The following is a 14,347-nucleotide window of genomic DNA, read 5'->3' as shown; positions in this document are numbered from 1 at the left end:
GCTTATTTAAACGCCAAACTCAACTTTCAGCGCGTCAACGAGGTCCGTACGTTCCCATGAAAAACCACCATCCGCCGTTGGTTTGCGGCCAAAGTGACCATACGCCGACGTGCGAGTATAAATGGGTTTGTTCAGGCTCAGGTGTTCACGAATGCCGCGGGGGCTCAGGTTCACCATGTCCTGCAGAACGCGAGACAAACGATGCGGGTCAATACCCGCGTCGTTAGCCCAAAGGTCCACATAAACAGCGAGCGGTTTGGACACGCCAATCGCGTAAGCGAGCTGGATGGTGCAGTTGGTGGACAGACCTGCCGCTACCACGTTTTTTGCAAGGTAACGCGCCGCATATGCCGCTGACCGGTCAACCTTGGTTGGGTCTTTTCCTGAGAAAGCACCGCCACCATGAGGGGCCGCACCACCGTATGTATCAACGATAATTTTACGACCCGTAAGGCCCGCGTCACCATCAGGCCCACCAATGACAAATTTACCTGTTGGGTTAACGTAAAACTCGTCTTCCGGGCACATCCAGCCTTCCGGCAAAACACCCTCAACATGACGACGCACTAGCGCACGCAGGTCTTCCTGGCTAACGCCTTCCTTGTGCTGGGTTGAGACAACAACGGTCGTCGCGCCAACGGGTTTGCCGTCTACATATTTGAGTGTCACCTGGCTTTTGCTATCGGGCTCCAGCTCCGGGCTTTCACCCGAATGACGCGCAGCAGCAAGCGATTTCAAAATGCGGTGTGAATAGTCAATCGGCGCTGGCATCAGACTTTCGGTTTCGTCACACGCATAGCCAAACATGATGCCCTGGTCGCCCGCGCCTTCATCCTTGTTGCCCGCGGCATCCACACCCTGCGCAATATCGGCCGACTGCTCATGCAGGTGGTTTTCAAAAACAGCGTTTTTCCAATGGAAACCTTCTTGCTCGTACCCGATCTCGCGCACGGCGTTCCGTGCCACTTCTTCGATATCGTCCGACGTGATCGACTGCGGCCCACGCACCTCACCCGCAAGTATAATGCGGTTGGTCGTGACCATGGTTTCACACGCCACGCGCGCCTCGCTCTCCTGGCCCAGATAAAGGTCAACCACACCGTCAGAGATGCGGTCTGCTACTTTATCCGGATGCCCTTCAGAAACCGATTCACTTGTGAATACATATTCTTTCATCAAATCCTCTTTTCGCGGAAGATGTCAGCAAGCGTGCTGCGCTTAATAGCGGTAATGTTCTGGCTTGAACGGGCCCTGAACCTTGAGACCAAGATATTTGGCCTGGTCTTCAGACAGTTTGGTCAACTTCGCACCAAGCTTCGCGAGGTGAAGTGACGCCACTTTCTCATCAAGGTGTTTCGGCAGGACATACACATCCAGGCCGTATTTGTCGGCATTGTTCCAAAGCTCAATTTGCGCCAGCACCTGGTTGGTGAAGCTGGCTGACATCACAAAGCTTGGGTGGCCGGTTGCGCAACCAAGGTTTACAAGGCGACCTTTAGCCAGAACGATCAAACGTTTGCCGTCCGGGAACACAACTTCGTCCACCTGTGGCTTCACTTCTTCCCACTTATAATTAGCGAGGCTCGCGATCTGGATTTCGCTATCGAAGTGGCCGATGTTGCACACAATGGCACGGTCTTTCATATCGCGCATGTGCTCAAGGCGGATAACGTCCTTGTTGCCTGTCGCGGTTACGAAAATATCGCCGATGGAAGCTGCGTCATCCATGGTGGTGACTTCATAACCTTCCATTGCGGCCTGCAGCGCACAAATCGGGTCAATCTCAGTAACCATCACACGAGCACCCTGGCTGCGGAGCGATTCGGCGCTGCCTTTACCCACGTCACCATAGCCGCATACCACAGCAATCTTGCCTGCAATCATCACATCAGTCGCACGCTTCACACCGTCCACCAGACTTTCACGGCAACCATAAAGGTTATCGAACTTGGATTTGGTCACGCTGTCATTCACGTTGATTGCTGGTACCTTGAGACGGCCTTCTTTTGCCATCTCATAAAGCCGCATAACGCCAGTTGTGGTTTCTTCAGAGATGCCGCGCACACCATCCATCAGCTCAGGATAGTCGTTATGCATGATCACTGTCAGATCACCGCCGTCATCAAGGATCATGTTCGGCACCCAGCCGTCAGGACCTTTGATAGTCTGGTGGATACACCATTCTGCTTCCTCTTCCGTTTCACCCTTCCAGGCAAAAACAGGAATGCCCGACGCAGCCATAGCGGCAGCTGCCTGATCCTGGGTCGAGAAGATGTTACAGCTGGACCAACGCACTTCAGCGCCAAGCGCCGTCAGCGTTTCGATCAGGACAGCTGTTTGAATGGTCATATGCAGGCAGCCCGCAATGCGCGCGCCCTTAAGAGGTTTCTTTTCGCCAAATTCTTCCCGAAGCGCCATCAAGCCCGGCATCTCGGTTTCAGCAATGTTGATTTCTTTCCGCCCCCAGTCGGCAAGCGAAATGTCGGCTACTTTATAATCTGTCATGGGAGGTTCCTGCTACTAAAGGATACAATACGGGCCCGCGGCCACACGTCATTTGGTCGCGGTTATAGCAGGTACACCAAAAAAGATAAAGATTTCTTTATATTGAAAAGAAAGTGTATTTATTCGGCTTCGCCGAAACGGTTGGACACCAGGGCAGACAATGCTTCAACAGCCGCGAAAGCCTCATCCCCATCGGCGGAGATCTCGATCTCGTCGCCTTTTGCCGCCCCCAGCATCATCAGGCCCATGATTGATGTTCCAGTAACAACGACCCCGTCTTTCGCCACAGCCACATCCGCGTTATAGCGCCCAGCCTCGGTTGCAAAACGGGCAGACGCACGAGCATGCAGCCCCCTTGCGTTTACAATCCCGACCTTTTTCAACAGTTTCTCCATCGCAATACTCACAACAACTCACTCCCCTAACCCTTAGCTACCCAGAACCTGACTGGCGACATTGATATATTTCACGCCTGCTTCTTTCGCTGCCTCAACAGAATCCTGCAGCGTTGCGCCGTGCCGAACACTCGCGAGCTTGATCAGCATCGGCAGGTTAATGCCTGCAATAACCTCTACCTTGTCTTTTTCAAGAAGCGAAATCGCCAGATTTGAGGGTGTGCCGCCAAACATGTCGGTCAACAACACCACGCCGCTACCCGTGTTCACGTCTTTCACGGCTTCCATAATTTCCTGCCGGCGCTGTTCCATATCATCATCAGGCCCGATACAGATCGCCCGGATCTGTTCCTGCGCGCCCACCACATGTTCTGTTGCCGCGATAAATTCATCCGCGAGCCGTCCATGCGTTACCAACACCATGCCTATCATACACACGACCTCATTAAATTTGCCTGAAAGGCTCTAACGGCCTTCATCACCTGCAATTTCCCGATGGTATCGATTGACCGTCATGCCGTCGAGCGTCAAATGGCCAGCGATCCTTTCCACCACCGTTACAGACCGATGTTTGCCGCCCGTGCAGCCAATTGCAAGGGTGAGATACGATTTTCCTTCATCCCGGTATCTTGGCAACAGGAAATTAAACAGGTCCATCGTCTTCTCAATAAAGGGTTCAAACCCGTCATCTGCCCGCACATAGCTTGAAACCGCATCCTCAAGCCCGGTTTTTGGGCGCAGTTCGTCAACATAATGCGGGTTCCGCAAAAAGCGCACATCCAGCACGATATCGGCGTCACGAGGCACGCCGTTCGCAAACCCAAACGACATGAAGGTCACCACCATGTTGGGGGCTTCATGCGCCGTAAAGCGGGAGAGAATAACCCGGCGAGTTTCCGCGCCGGTGCGACGACTTGTATCCAGAAGCCCGTCCACAAGCTGCCGGATCGGCAACATCATGTCGCGCTCCTGCTTGATAGCGGTGCGCAGAAGCTGCCCTTCACCAAGTGGGTGGACGCGGCGTGTCTCAGAAAACCGCTTCATTAACACTTCGTCAGACGCATCCATAAACAGAATATGCAGGTTTATATCGATACGTGTCCGCAGTTCCTTAATCGCGCCTTCAAAAAGGCTGGGGGAAAAATGAAGCGTGCGCGAATCGACACCAACGGCGATAGGCGCCGTACTGGTCCCCGCTGTCGCTTCATCGATCAGGGACGACAGCATGGTCAACGGCAGGTTATCAATGGCCTGAAACCCGATGTCTTCAAAGGCATGCAGCGCAGATGATTTACCCGCACCCGAAAGTCCCGTGACGATCACCACCTGCCTTTTTATCGCACATACGCTCACTTGCGTTCCCTCCTTTCATCTGCGGGCCTGTCGTCACCCACCTGATCGGGATATTTGAGAGCAAGCTCGATCTTCACCGGTGTTGCAATATCAAAAGCATGCAAACTGATACGCGGCACCTGAACCCCCGCGACGGCAATCATTTCCTTCTCCGGCAGGCGAGGTATGTCGTCATGCGGGACAAGGTCCACCACAAGTTTCACGAGGCTGAACTTGGCAGCAGGGATTGAGACAATGCCGAGCCCGCGCACCTCAACAAGGCCATATATCCGGTCAGGTGCGGTTGCCACCAAACCACGGCTACCCTGCCTGAGGAGAACCTGATCATCTGCAATAAGAACAGCGCCCCGGTCTATAAGGCGAAGCGCAAGGTCTGACTTGCCACTGCCTGAAGGGCCACGCAGCAGTACACCTGCGCCCGCCACATCTACCACCGTTCCATGGATTGGATCACTCATGCCCCAACGTGTCCCGTCTCGATTTCATAGGTTGGCGACCAAAGCGGCACCCAAACCTTACCGCGCGAGGGGCAACTCTACGACAAAGCGCGCGCCAGAAACAGACCCGTCTTCCGCAATTTTATTTTCCGCATGAATGCGTCCACCATGCGCCTCAACCACTTGCCGCGAGATCGCAAGTCCAAGGCCAGAATGGGAGCCAAAGGCTTCTGCGTCGGGCCGCTCGGAATAGAACCGGCTGAAGATTTTCTCTTCCGCGCCATCAGGCATGCCTGGTCCTTCATCCTCAACTGTTACCTTCAGCTGTTTGCCGCCAAGGCTGATATCAACCTTCACCGTGCCGCCGTCAGGGCTGAAGCTGATCGCATTATCAATCAGGTTACGCCATACTTGGCCGAGCCGCCCCTCGATGCCGCTAACAACAAAAACACCGGCTTCATAATCACCAATTGTCACCTCGACACCCGCCGGACAATTGGTGGTCATATAGGCTTCCACCAGCATGTTGAGCATGATGGCAAGGTCGAGCGTTTCCATCTCACCTCGGGTCAGCTCCGCGTCCAAACGGGACGCATCTGAAATATCAGTGATCAACCGGTCAATACGTTTCACATCGTCGCGCAGCACATCAAACAACCGCGCCTGAATTTCCGGCTTGTGCGAGCGCTCAAGCGTCTCAAGCGCACTGCGCATGGAGGACAAAGGATTCTTTATCTCATGCGCCACATCGGCGGCGAACTGCTCCACAGCATCGATCTGGTTATAAAGCGCGCGCGTCATATCGGAGAGCGAGCGGGAAAGATCACCAATCTCGTCCATGCGCTCCGCAAATTCGGGGATATTCTCTTCCCGCCCGATGGCGCTTTTCACCCGCTCGGCCGCACGGGCCAGAATGCGAATGGGCCGCACCAGCGTACGCCCAAGGAAAAATGACAGCAGGATCGTAACCAACAGCGCACCGGTGAAAACCTTCACGGTCAGCATCTGCTCGGACCGCACGATCCGGTCGATATCTTCCGTCTGGGCGGTCAAGAGCAGTACACCGAGCACACGACGAAAGCGCTGGATGGGGACGGCGATATTGATTACGAGCCTATCATTGGCCAATAGGCGAAGCTGGGTCATCGGCTCGCCTTCCAGGGCGGCCTGAACCTCTGTGAAGTCAGCGCCGCGCATGCCGGGGCGGTCGACACTCGGCGGTGCACTGGGGCGCGGCGACAAGCCATCCAGAAGCCGGTGCAAACCGTCTTCTATCTGGTCAGCAAAGCTTGGTTTCAGCTCAAGAGCCGGTAATTCTTCTGCCACGAGACGCTTGTCGCCCGCGAGGAAACGGCTGTCCGCGATCAGGCGGCCATCTGTCGCGAATATGCGAGCGCGATTGTCGGTTGGACCCACGAGACGGGTGATGATCTGCCGTGCGGGTGCGAGGTCAATTTCCGTTGCCTCCGGTCCGCCCGCCGCCGATTCACCCAAAGCACCTGCAATAATCTCTGCCTGCACGATAAGGGCCGACATGCGGTCGTCGATCAAATTCTGGCGAAACTGGTTGAGGTAAAGCACGCCACCCACAAGGATAAGGAGCGCCATGGCGTTGACCACCATGATACGCACCATAAGGGGAGACAAGCCGCGCGTATAGTGGCGTGGCTGGCTGTTGCGGCCGCTCCCTGCTGTCTCTCGTGAACTGGGGTGTCTTCTCAAAGGTCTGACTTTCGTTACCGGCCGTTAGGCGTCGCGGTAACGATAGCCAACCCCGTAGAGCGTTTCAATCGCGTCAAAATCATCGGCAACAGCGCGGAACTTTTTCCGCAGACGTTTAATGTGGCTGTCGATCGTGCGGTCGTCCACATAAACATCATCTGAATAGGCCGTGTCCATCAGCTGATCCCGGCTTTTCACATGGCCAGGGTGCATGGCAAGCGCCTGTAGGATCAGGAACTCAGTCACTGTCAGCGTGACATCAAGGCCTTTCCAGGTTACGCGGTGCCGAAGCGGATCCAGCACCAGATTGCCACGGGCCATGATTTCATCGCCCTCTACCATGGTTTCACCCGGCTGGGTTTTGATCATTTCCATACGACGCAGCAGCGCGCGGATGCGCTCAATCAACAGTCGCTGTGAAAATGGTTTGCCTATATAATCATCCGCCCCCATGCGAAGGCCCAGCACCTGATCAATCTCCTCATCTTTGGAGGTCAGGAAAATCACCGGCATATCCGTCACCTCGCGCAATTTACGCAGAAGCTCCATGCCATCAAGGCGCGGCATCTTGATATCCAGAACCGCAAGGTCTGCCGGATTCTTGGACAGAGCATCCCACGCCTTCTGGCCATCTGGGTACGTGCGCACACGAAACCCTTCTGCCTCCAGTGCAATCGTCACGGAGGTCAGGATATTACGGTCATCGTCGACGAGCGCAATTTGTGCGGTCATAATGTTTCCCTCTTCATGTACCGGCCACCCAGGCCCAATCCTTATCCGGAAGAATATAAAAATTATATTATGTCTTCACCCGAATCCGGATCAAGGTAAACAGCTACGTAGCATTTAAGACCAAATCAAGGCGGCCAAATGGCGCTGATAAGTCAGTCTATTTTACCTTTTTAAAATTGACAGCGCTATCATTTCATGTGGGGGCAGAATCAAGTTGATTTCCCCACCCAATTCCGCAAGTTTAGCCGCCTGTCTTGCGCTAGCGCGAGGCCAAAATAAGCCAGGGCAACACAAAAAACATGCCCGGCAATACGTGTTTTGCGCAGCCATAAAGTGCGGTGCAAAACGGCCCCAATAATCACTTGGAGGACAAGACGTTGCAAGTCTTTGGCGCCCGTCTGAGCAATGTCGGTCTTGATGCACAAGGTATCACCGGCACTGGCAATCAATACTGGAACCTGGGTACATCCCAACTTTATGAAGAAGCAATTCGCCGCGGTGAAGGCAAACTGGCCAAGGATGGCCCGCTCGTTGTTAAAACCGGCAAACACACCGGCCGGTCAGCGAATGACAAGTTTACCGTTCGCGACGATATGACCGAAAACACCATCTGGTGGGGCGACACCAACCGCCCAATGACCCCCGAACAGTTCGAGACTCTGCACCAAGCGTTCCTTGCCCATATGAAAGGCAAGGATCTTTTTGTTCAGGACCTATGGGGTGGTTCCGACCCTGAGCACCGCGTTGCGGTACGTACGCTTGGCGAATATGCTTGGCACAGCCTTTTCTGCCGCACCATGCTTGTGCGCCCAACCGATGAAGAACTGCCATCCATGGCACCTCAGTTCACCATCATCAACCTGCCGAGCTTCAAAGCCGACCCAGCCACCATGGGTTGCCGCTCAGAGACAGTGATTGCGGTGAACTTTTCCAAAGGTCTGGTGCTGATCGGTGGTACGGAATATGCGGGTGAGAATAAAAAATCTGTTTTCTCCATCCTCAATTACCTGTTGCCTGAAAAAGGCATCATGCCGATGCATTGCTCTGCCAACATTGGTGATGACGGTGACGTTGCCATCTTCTTCGGTCTTTCCGGCACCGGCAAAACCACGCTTTCTGCTGACAGCACACGCACGCTGATCGGTGATGATGAGCACGGCTGGTCCGACGACAGCGTGTTCAACTTTGAAGGTGGGTGTTACGCCAAGCTGATCCGGCTTTCGCCAGAGGCTGAACCAGAGATATATGCCACCACCAAACGTTTCGGCACCATTGTTGAAAACGTGGTGATGGATGAGGAAACCCGTACGCTTGATCTGGATGATAATACACTGGCGGAAAATACCCGCGCGGCCTACCCGATTAACTTCATCCCGAACACCTCGAAAGAGAACCGCGGCGGCAAACCAAAAAACATCATCATGCTGACAGCTGATGCGTTTGGCGTATTGCCTCCTATCGCGCGCCTCACGCCTGAGCAGGCCATGTATCACTTCCTTTCAGGTTACACCGCAAAGGTTGCTGGCACAGAGATTGGCGTGAAGGAACCACAGGCCACATTCTCAACCTGTTTTGGTGCACCATTCATGCCGCGCCACCCCAGCGTTTATGGCGACCTTCTGCGCAAGAAAATCGCGGAAGGCAGCGTGAATTGCTGGCTTGTGAACACGGGCTGGACCGGGGGCGTTTACGGCGTTGGTCACCGCATGCCAATCAAGGCAACACGCGCACTTCTGCACGCAGCACTGGACGGCAGCCTGAACGCGAGCCCAATGCGCATTGATCCGAACTTCGGCTTTGAAGTGCCAGAGGAGGTCGCAGGCGTCGACAGCCTGATCCTGAACCCGCGCGAGACATGGGCCGATAAAGCAGCCTATGACGCCAAGGCACAGTATCTGGTGGGCCTGTTCATCAAGAATTTTGAGACCTTCGCATCTCACGTGGACGCAAGCGTGATTGCTGCAGCACCAACTGCTGCGTAAGCGAACTCGACATATCAAAACCTGAAAACGCGGGGCTTTGGCTCCGCGTTTTTTTTGTTGTGGCGATAATTTCCAGTTTATATCATTGAATAAATGGTTCGGGGGAACATATGCGGCAGTTAATTTTCTCATTTGTTATTTTCATTGTATGCGCATCACATCTATTTGCAGATGAACACAACGCAGAAATTCTGTTCCAGAAATTGCAACCACTCGCCGACAGCAATAATCCAGAAGCGCAATACCATTTAGGCATGATGTATAATAACGGCCTAGGTACGGACGCTGACTATGAAAAAGCCATGACGCTTTTTCGCGAATCTGCAGCGCTAGGAGATCCGCTGGGCGCCTATAAACTTGGCTGCTATTATGATGGACAGTATCAGACCTCTCTTGCTGTCGACCGGGAAAAAGCTTTTCAGTCTAAACTATACGCCGCGACCAAGGGATATGCCCTCGCCCAAAATGATGTTGCAATCTATTACGCTGAAGACGGAGACTGGAAAAACGCCTTTCGCTGGTGGAAGGCTGCCGCCGACCAAGGGTTTTCCAGCTCATTGAAAAATATTGGTGCCGCCTATTGGTCAGGCTATGGAACCGAAACTAACAAGCCTGCTGGGTATGCTTATTTCCTGCTATGGCAGCGGGCCAAGGGCAAGAAATTGAGTCCCGACGCTGTGGCCAGTTTGACCGAATTGAAAGCTCAAATGACAGAATCACAGTTCGCCGAGGCCAATGCAATTGCCCTCGATTGGCATGCTGTGCCTACCGAGCTTACTTTAAAGGCCCGACAAGGGCTGAACGCTGCAGCAGCCATGATCCAATAACAATCCAAGCTTTCATGCCGAAATCCGGTTGGTGGCAGGGTGAAAGCTACCGGACGCCTATTTTATCGCGCTGCTACCTGATCGAATCTTTTTATCACACGCTCTGGCGGGAAAGCGATTGTCACATGCGTGCCTTCACCCAACTCGCTGGATATAGTGATCTGGCCGCCATGCTGGCGCACCAGCACATCACTGAGCGGCAGCCCAATGCCGGCACCCGCATTGCGGCGGCGGCGCTCGCTATCGGCATGGCCAAACTGCGCCAATATAACCGGCAGGTTGGCTTTGGCGATGCCCAGCCCGGTATCAATGATCTCCACGGTCATGCCGCCCTCGTCAGATCGCAGCACAATACGAACACTGCCCCGGTCGACATTGAACTTGATGGCATTGGTAATGAGGTTGAGCAGAATCTGGCGTATTTTTCGTTCGTCGCCCAATAGTTCAGGCAGGCTTTTTGGGCAATCCACCCGCATGGTTACTTTATGCTGCTCCGCCAACAGCCGAAGCATACCGAGAGTTTCTTCCACAAGGTTTTTAACATCCAGCGGTACCTCCTTCAGTTCATCCAGTCCCGTCTCAATACGGGAAAGGTCCAGAAGGTCATCAACCATCGCCAGCAGGTGGGTACCTGAGGCATGAATGTCACGCGCATAGTCTTTGTAAATACTATTGCCCAGCTTACCCAGCAGTTCCCGCGACATCATCTCCGAAAAACCAATGATCGCATTCAGCGGTGTGCGCAGTTCATGGCTGAAGGTAGAGAGGAAATGACTTTTGGCATTTGAGGCATCTTCAGCATTTTTCACCGCCACGTCGAGCGCCAGTGCCTGGTTCTGCAGGTCACGGTTGGTATCCTGCAGGCTTGCCATCAAGGTATCACGCTCGCGCTCGGTACGGCGCGCCTGAATAACAAACGCATGCGCATGCATCATCATCACCGCAAAGATAACAAACTGGGACCATTCCATCGACGAGGGTATAACCCCGGTTGCGGACATGATTTCATAAGCGCCATAACCCAAACCGCCCAAGGCGACCGTAACAGCTTCGCGGCGCGTTTCCGGGTTGGTGATGCTGGCATGAAACACGGCATAAACCACCATCAAAATGATCGACCCCCATACGATCTGGATCGGTTCCCGCGTCAGGGTAATGGTTCCGGGTGGGAAGAAGGGCGCCAGAAACAGGGCAAAGAAAATCAATATCGCCATAGCCCCATAGATCACATAATCGACCAAAAGCCGCCGGCCCGGGCGCAGCAAATGGTTGATGAAGGCGTAATAGGCGAAGGCGATAACAAAGAGCGAAAGATACTCGAAATCATATTTCCGGGCCAAATCAAACGACGGAAAATAATCCCATATCAGATCACTAACGAAGGCCGCCCGCATGGCCGCCGCTATGGCGAGAAAAGCAAAATACCGATGCGCGGCCGAGGAGCTTTTGCTTTCACCCAGCACCAGGGCCGCCAGCCCTACGCACAGCAGAACAATAACCAAGGCACTGGGCATGGCGGTCGCGCGGTTTTCAGCAGCAGCCAGACGCCAGCTATAGTCAAGTAGCGGCACCTCGATCATACCACCCTGTTTGTGAATGCGGTTGCTGAGCTGCATCACAAGCGTAAATTTCCGGGTGCCATGAGGAAGCGAAATGACCGGGATGCCGGGGTTGGCGACAACCTGTTTACCCTCTTCCGTCAGGTCACCATTTTTGAACAACAGCCAAACTCTGGGCGCATCAGCGACACTGGTGTCGACCGCATAAATCAATGATACAGACCGCAGGGTGCCCATCCTGAGAGCAAAGGCGTGCTCACTTTCCGGCAAGATGATTTCACGGCAATAGGTGGCGAAGCCGTGGCCTGAGGTGACCGTGGCGGTAAAACCCGGCCCCCAGACATCTGGCGCGCTAACCGGTTGCGCATTCTGTCCTTGTGTGCACTTCTCACCTGCCAGCCTTTCCGGCAAGACAATCTGGCTGCGGTATACGGTCCATCCGTCCTTGAGCGGCCGGGCGCCGTTAGCCTCATAAGGCCAGTTGGTGTGGGATTCAGCCTCGGTCGGTTCCTGAGCAGCAGCCGATACCCAGTGCATGGCAGCAAGGGCCAGCCAAATCAGCCGCAAGAGCACTCTCGTCATTGTGCGATCAGGGTCGCAACCGTGCATCAGTCACCTCGCTGGATGCCCACGGCGCGCTGACCTGAAGGTCCGCGCGCGTGCGGGTTTCATCCGCCTAAACTTTTGTCGTTCCCTTCAGCTTGCACCAGCACCGACGGTCTAGGCAAGCAGGCAATAGGGAAAAGGCAGGATTCGAGGCCGAGTTGGAGGCTGAGTTAGAGGGATGGCGCTACATCAATGCTTGCGGCCAGCGTGCGCGAGATATGCCCGAACGGCCGACCTGATTCTTCGGCCCACTGGTTATAAGCTGCCTGCACAGCTTTCATCGCGCCCTTGCCGGTGGGGGTTTTATCCACCACGCCTTCACGAACCAGCGCAGCCACGCCGTCGCGCCCCATCACCCAGCCATCCTTGCCAAGGAAGCGCAGGAAATAGGTGCCGGTGTTACCCCCCAGGCGACTACCGCGCTTTTTCAGCATGTCGAGAAGCCCGATGAAATCATCCATTGGCCAATCGGCAATACATTTGGCGGCGGAGCCATATTCGTCCTCGAGATCACATAGAAGGCTCGCATTCTCGCGCACTGTTACGATCTTGGGGCCGTTCCGGACGATGCGCTTGTCTGACACGAGACTATCGAGGTCATCATCCGACATGAATTTCCAGCGCACGGGGGGGAAACCCTCAAACGCCTCTTCGAAACCGGGCCATTTGGCGTCGATCACCTTCCAGCTGAACCCCGCCTGAAAAATCGCACGTGTCATGCCGGACAGGATACGGTCGTCAGGAATAGCCGCAATCTCCGCCGCTGGCTTTGGCTGTGGCAACAGGGCCTCAAGCGCTTCCGCGCCGCCCTTGCGTTCCGCCGCAATGGCAAATATCTCGTCAAATGATCGCATGGCTGTGTCCTCCTCCAAGTGTCAGGCAACGCTAATCACACGCGGGGCAGCAACCAAGCAAAAACATGTGCACGCCACAAGGTTGCTGACAGTTTCTGTCACGCTCCTGCGGTCTGCCGCGTATTTCTTTGGTCAAAATTACCAAAAAGGGGCAAGAAACCATTGCATATCGGGCCGCATTACACCAAAGTGCCCGGCCACTTTACAGAGACAGAACACAAGACAGAAAAGCCCAAGCGGCTTATAATAAAACGATGGCAAGCGACTATATTAAAAGCTTTGGATTTCCCCGTTGGGGCGAGTATGGCCGTGACAAGGACGCGGAGCCTGTACGCATGTGTGACTACTCCGGCTGTTCGGAAAAAGGCGCGCACCCGGCCCCCAAATCCCCCGGCTCGAAAGAGCGCTGGTATTTCTGCCGCCCCCACGCAGCGGAATACAACAGGAACTGGGATTTTTTCCAGGGCATGAGCGACGAGGAAGCTCGCCGCCACATGAACGATGCCGGTGAAAGCTCGGATGCGTTTGCGAGTGCAAGAACGTTTGAATGGGGCGGCGCCGTTGACGCAGACGGCTACACTGCCAACGAGAACGCAGCCTATGATGCGCTTGAACTGGACCCCGGCTCAGGCCCCGACCAGATCAAAAAGCAGTACCGCAAGCTCGCAAAAATTTACCACCCGGACGCCAACCCGGGCGACCCGGCAGCGGCCGAGCGTTTCCACCAAATTCAAACGGCTTACGACATCCTGAAAGACAAAAACGTCTGAGAGCCTGCCTTATTCAAGGCCCAGCGGGATGTTAAACCCTTCCTTGAAGGTGTCGATCGCGACGATGGTTTCAAACCGCCCGATAGACGGGTTGGAGAAGAACCACTTGCGGGTGATACGGTCGAAATCCTTCATGTCCTTCACGGTCATAACCAGAATAAAGTCTGTTGAACCAGTGACATAGTAGCATTGCTGCACCTCTGGCACCTTGGTCATCTGCTGCTTGAAGGTCTCAATGGTAGCCTCGCCGCCGCACGAGCAAATAATCTGCACAATCAGGGTTGTACGGCCACCAAGTGCCGCCGGGCACAGGATCGCCACTTCCTTCTTGATGGTGCCGTCTTCCCTGAGTTTTTTGATCCGGCGCTGGGTTGCGGCGGGCGATAGGCCTACCTGCTCGCCGATCACTTCCGCCGTCTGGCGGCTATTTTCCTGCATGCAGTTCAAAATCTTGAGGTCAAAACTATCCAGATCGTTCATTGCTAACTATTTTCCTCGCAAATTTTCAAAGGTAAGGATTTTTTTATCTCTCAATCAGAAAAAATGCGAAGAAAAAACACACGCCCCACCCTACATTTATAAAACGACGGTGCGTCAATAAAACA

14 protein-coding genes are annotated in these 14,347 nt (G+C 54.4%); 3 read left to right on the top strand and 11 right to left on the bottom strand.

What is annotated here, in order from left to right:
* Positions 1 to 6: 6 nt before the first annotated feature.
* From metK to ACOOGA_RS11695, 8 genes are all read right to left on the bottom strand, one after another.
* Positions 7 to 1,176, bottom strand: a complete 1,170-nt coding sequence (gene metK / locus ACOOGA_RS11730; protein ID WP_417459691.1) for a methionine adenosyltransferase — start codon at positions 1,174 to 1,176, stop codon at positions 7 to 9.
* A 42-nt stretch (positions 1,177 to 1,218) separates the two neighbouring features.
* Entirely contained in the window at positions 1,219 to 2,505 is a 1,287-nt protein-coding gene (gene ahcY / locus ACOOGA_RS11725) for an adenosylhomocysteinase (RefSeq protein WP_417459690.1), read from the bottom strand.
* Positions 2,506 to 2,624: 119 nt separating this feature from the next.
* A complete protein-coding gene (locus ACOOGA_RS11720; protein ID WP_417460084.1) occupies positions 2,625 to 2,900 on the bottom strand; it encodes an HPr family phosphocarrier protein in 276 nt (91 codons plus the stop codon).
* A 33-nt stretch (positions 2,901 to 2,933) separates the two neighbouring features.
* Complete coding sequence (locus tag ACOOGA_RS11715) at positions 2,934 to 3,332, bottom strand: PTS sugar transporter subunit IIA (RefSeq protein WP_417459689.1); 399 nt, start codon at positions 3,330 to 3,332, stop codon at positions 2,934 to 2,936.
* A gap of 33 nt (positions 3,333 to 3,365) precedes the next feature.
* Positions 3,366 to 4,253 carry an RNase adapter RapZ gene (gene rapZ, locus ACOOGA_RS11710; protein ID WP_420428756.1) on the bottom strand — a complete coding sequence of 296 codons (888 nt, stop codon included), beginning with the start codon at positions 4,251 to 4,253 and terminating at the stop codon, positions 3,366 to 3,368.
* On the bottom strand, positions 4,250 to 4,711 hold the full coding sequence (locus tag ACOOGA_RS11705; protein WP_417459687.1) for an HPr kinase/phosphorylase: 462 nt from the start codon (positions 4,709 to 4,711) through the stop codon (positions 4,250 to 4,252). The genes rapZ and ACOOGA_RS11705 overlap by 4 nt, the downstream gene beginning before the upstream one ends.
* A 57-nt stretch (positions 4,712 to 4,768) precedes the next feature.
* Positions 4,769 to 6,412 (bottom strand): sensor histidine kinase, encoded by a 1,644-nt coding sequence (locus ACOOGA_RS11700; protein WP_420428754.1) that lies wholly within the window; start codon positions 6,410 to 6,412, stop codon positions 4,769 to 4,771.
* A gap of 24 nt (positions 6,413 to 6,436) precedes the next feature.
* Positions 6,437 to 7,144 carry a response regulator gene (locus ACOOGA_RS11695; RefSeq protein ID WP_417459686.1) on the bottom strand — a complete coding sequence of 236 codons (708 nt, stop codon included), beginning with the start codon at positions 7,142 to 7,144 and terminating at the stop codon, positions 6,437 to 6,439.
* A 377-nt stretch (positions 7,145 to 7,521) separates the two neighbouring features.
* On the opposite strand from ACOOGA_RS11695, the gene ACOOGA_RS11690 reads away from it, so the two are divergent.
* Together ACOOGA_RS11690 and ACOOGA_RS11685 are read left to right on the top strand one after the other, a co-directional pair.
* Entirely contained in the window at positions 7,522 to 9,126 is a 1,605-nt protein-coding gene (locus tag ACOOGA_RS11690) for a phosphoenolpyruvate carboxykinase (RefSeq protein ID WP_417459685.1), read from the top strand.
* 110 nt (positions 9,127 to 9,236) lie between these two features.
* Positions 9,237 to 9,953: a tetratricopeptide repeat protein gene (locus ACOOGA_RS11685; protein WP_417459684.1), complete on the top strand. Its 717-nt coding sequence runs from the start codon at positions 9,237 to 9,239 to the stop codon at positions 9,951 to 9,953.
* A gap of 62 nt (positions 9,954 to 10,015) precedes the next feature.
* On the opposite strand, the gene ACOOGA_RS11680 is transcribed toward ACOOGA_RS11685, so the two are convergent.
* Both ACOOGA_RS11680 and ACOOGA_RS11675 read right to left on the bottom strand, forming a co-directional pair.
* Entirely contained in the window at positions 10,016 to 12,094 is a 2,079-nt protein-coding gene (locus tag ACOOGA_RS11680) for a sensor histidine kinase (protein WP_420428752.1), read from the bottom strand.
* Positions 12,095 to 12,288: 194 nt separating this feature from the next.
* Positions 12,289 to 12,972, bottom strand: coding sequence for a DNA-3-methyladenine glycosylase I (locus ACOOGA_RS11675; RefSeq protein ID WP_417459682.1), 684 nt, complete (start codon positions 12,970 to 12,972; stop codon positions 12,289 to 12,291).
* A 254-nt stretch (positions 12,973 to 13,226) separates the two neighbouring features.
* On the opposite strand from ACOOGA_RS11675, the gene ACOOGA_RS11670 reads away from it, so the two are divergent.
* Positions 13,227 to 13,742: a J domain-containing protein gene (locus tag ACOOGA_RS11670; protein WP_417459681.1), complete on the top strand. Its 516-nt coding sequence runs from the start codon at positions 13,227 to 13,229 to the stop codon at positions 13,740 to 13,742.
* 9 nt (positions 13,743 to 13,751) lie between these two features.
* Here the strand turns inward: ACOOGA_RS11670 and ACOOGA_RS11665 are convergent, their stop codons facing one another.
* Complete coding sequence (locus ACOOGA_RS11665) at positions 13,752 to 14,222, bottom strand: Lrp/AsnC family transcriptional regulator (RefSeq protein WP_417459680.1); 471 nt, start codon at positions 14,220 to 14,222, stop codon at positions 13,752 to 13,754.
* Positions 14,223 to 14,347 lie beyond the last annotated feature (125 nt).

Origin of the sequence: Kordiimonas sp. (assembly GCF_965216265.1) — a bacterium.
GTDB lineage: Bacteria > Pseudomonadota > Alphaproteobacteria > Sphingomonadales > Kordiimonadaceae > Kordiimonas.
The sequence above is the reverse complement of the archived record's forward strand: the minus strand, read 5'-3'. Positions and strand labels throughout refer to the sequence as shown.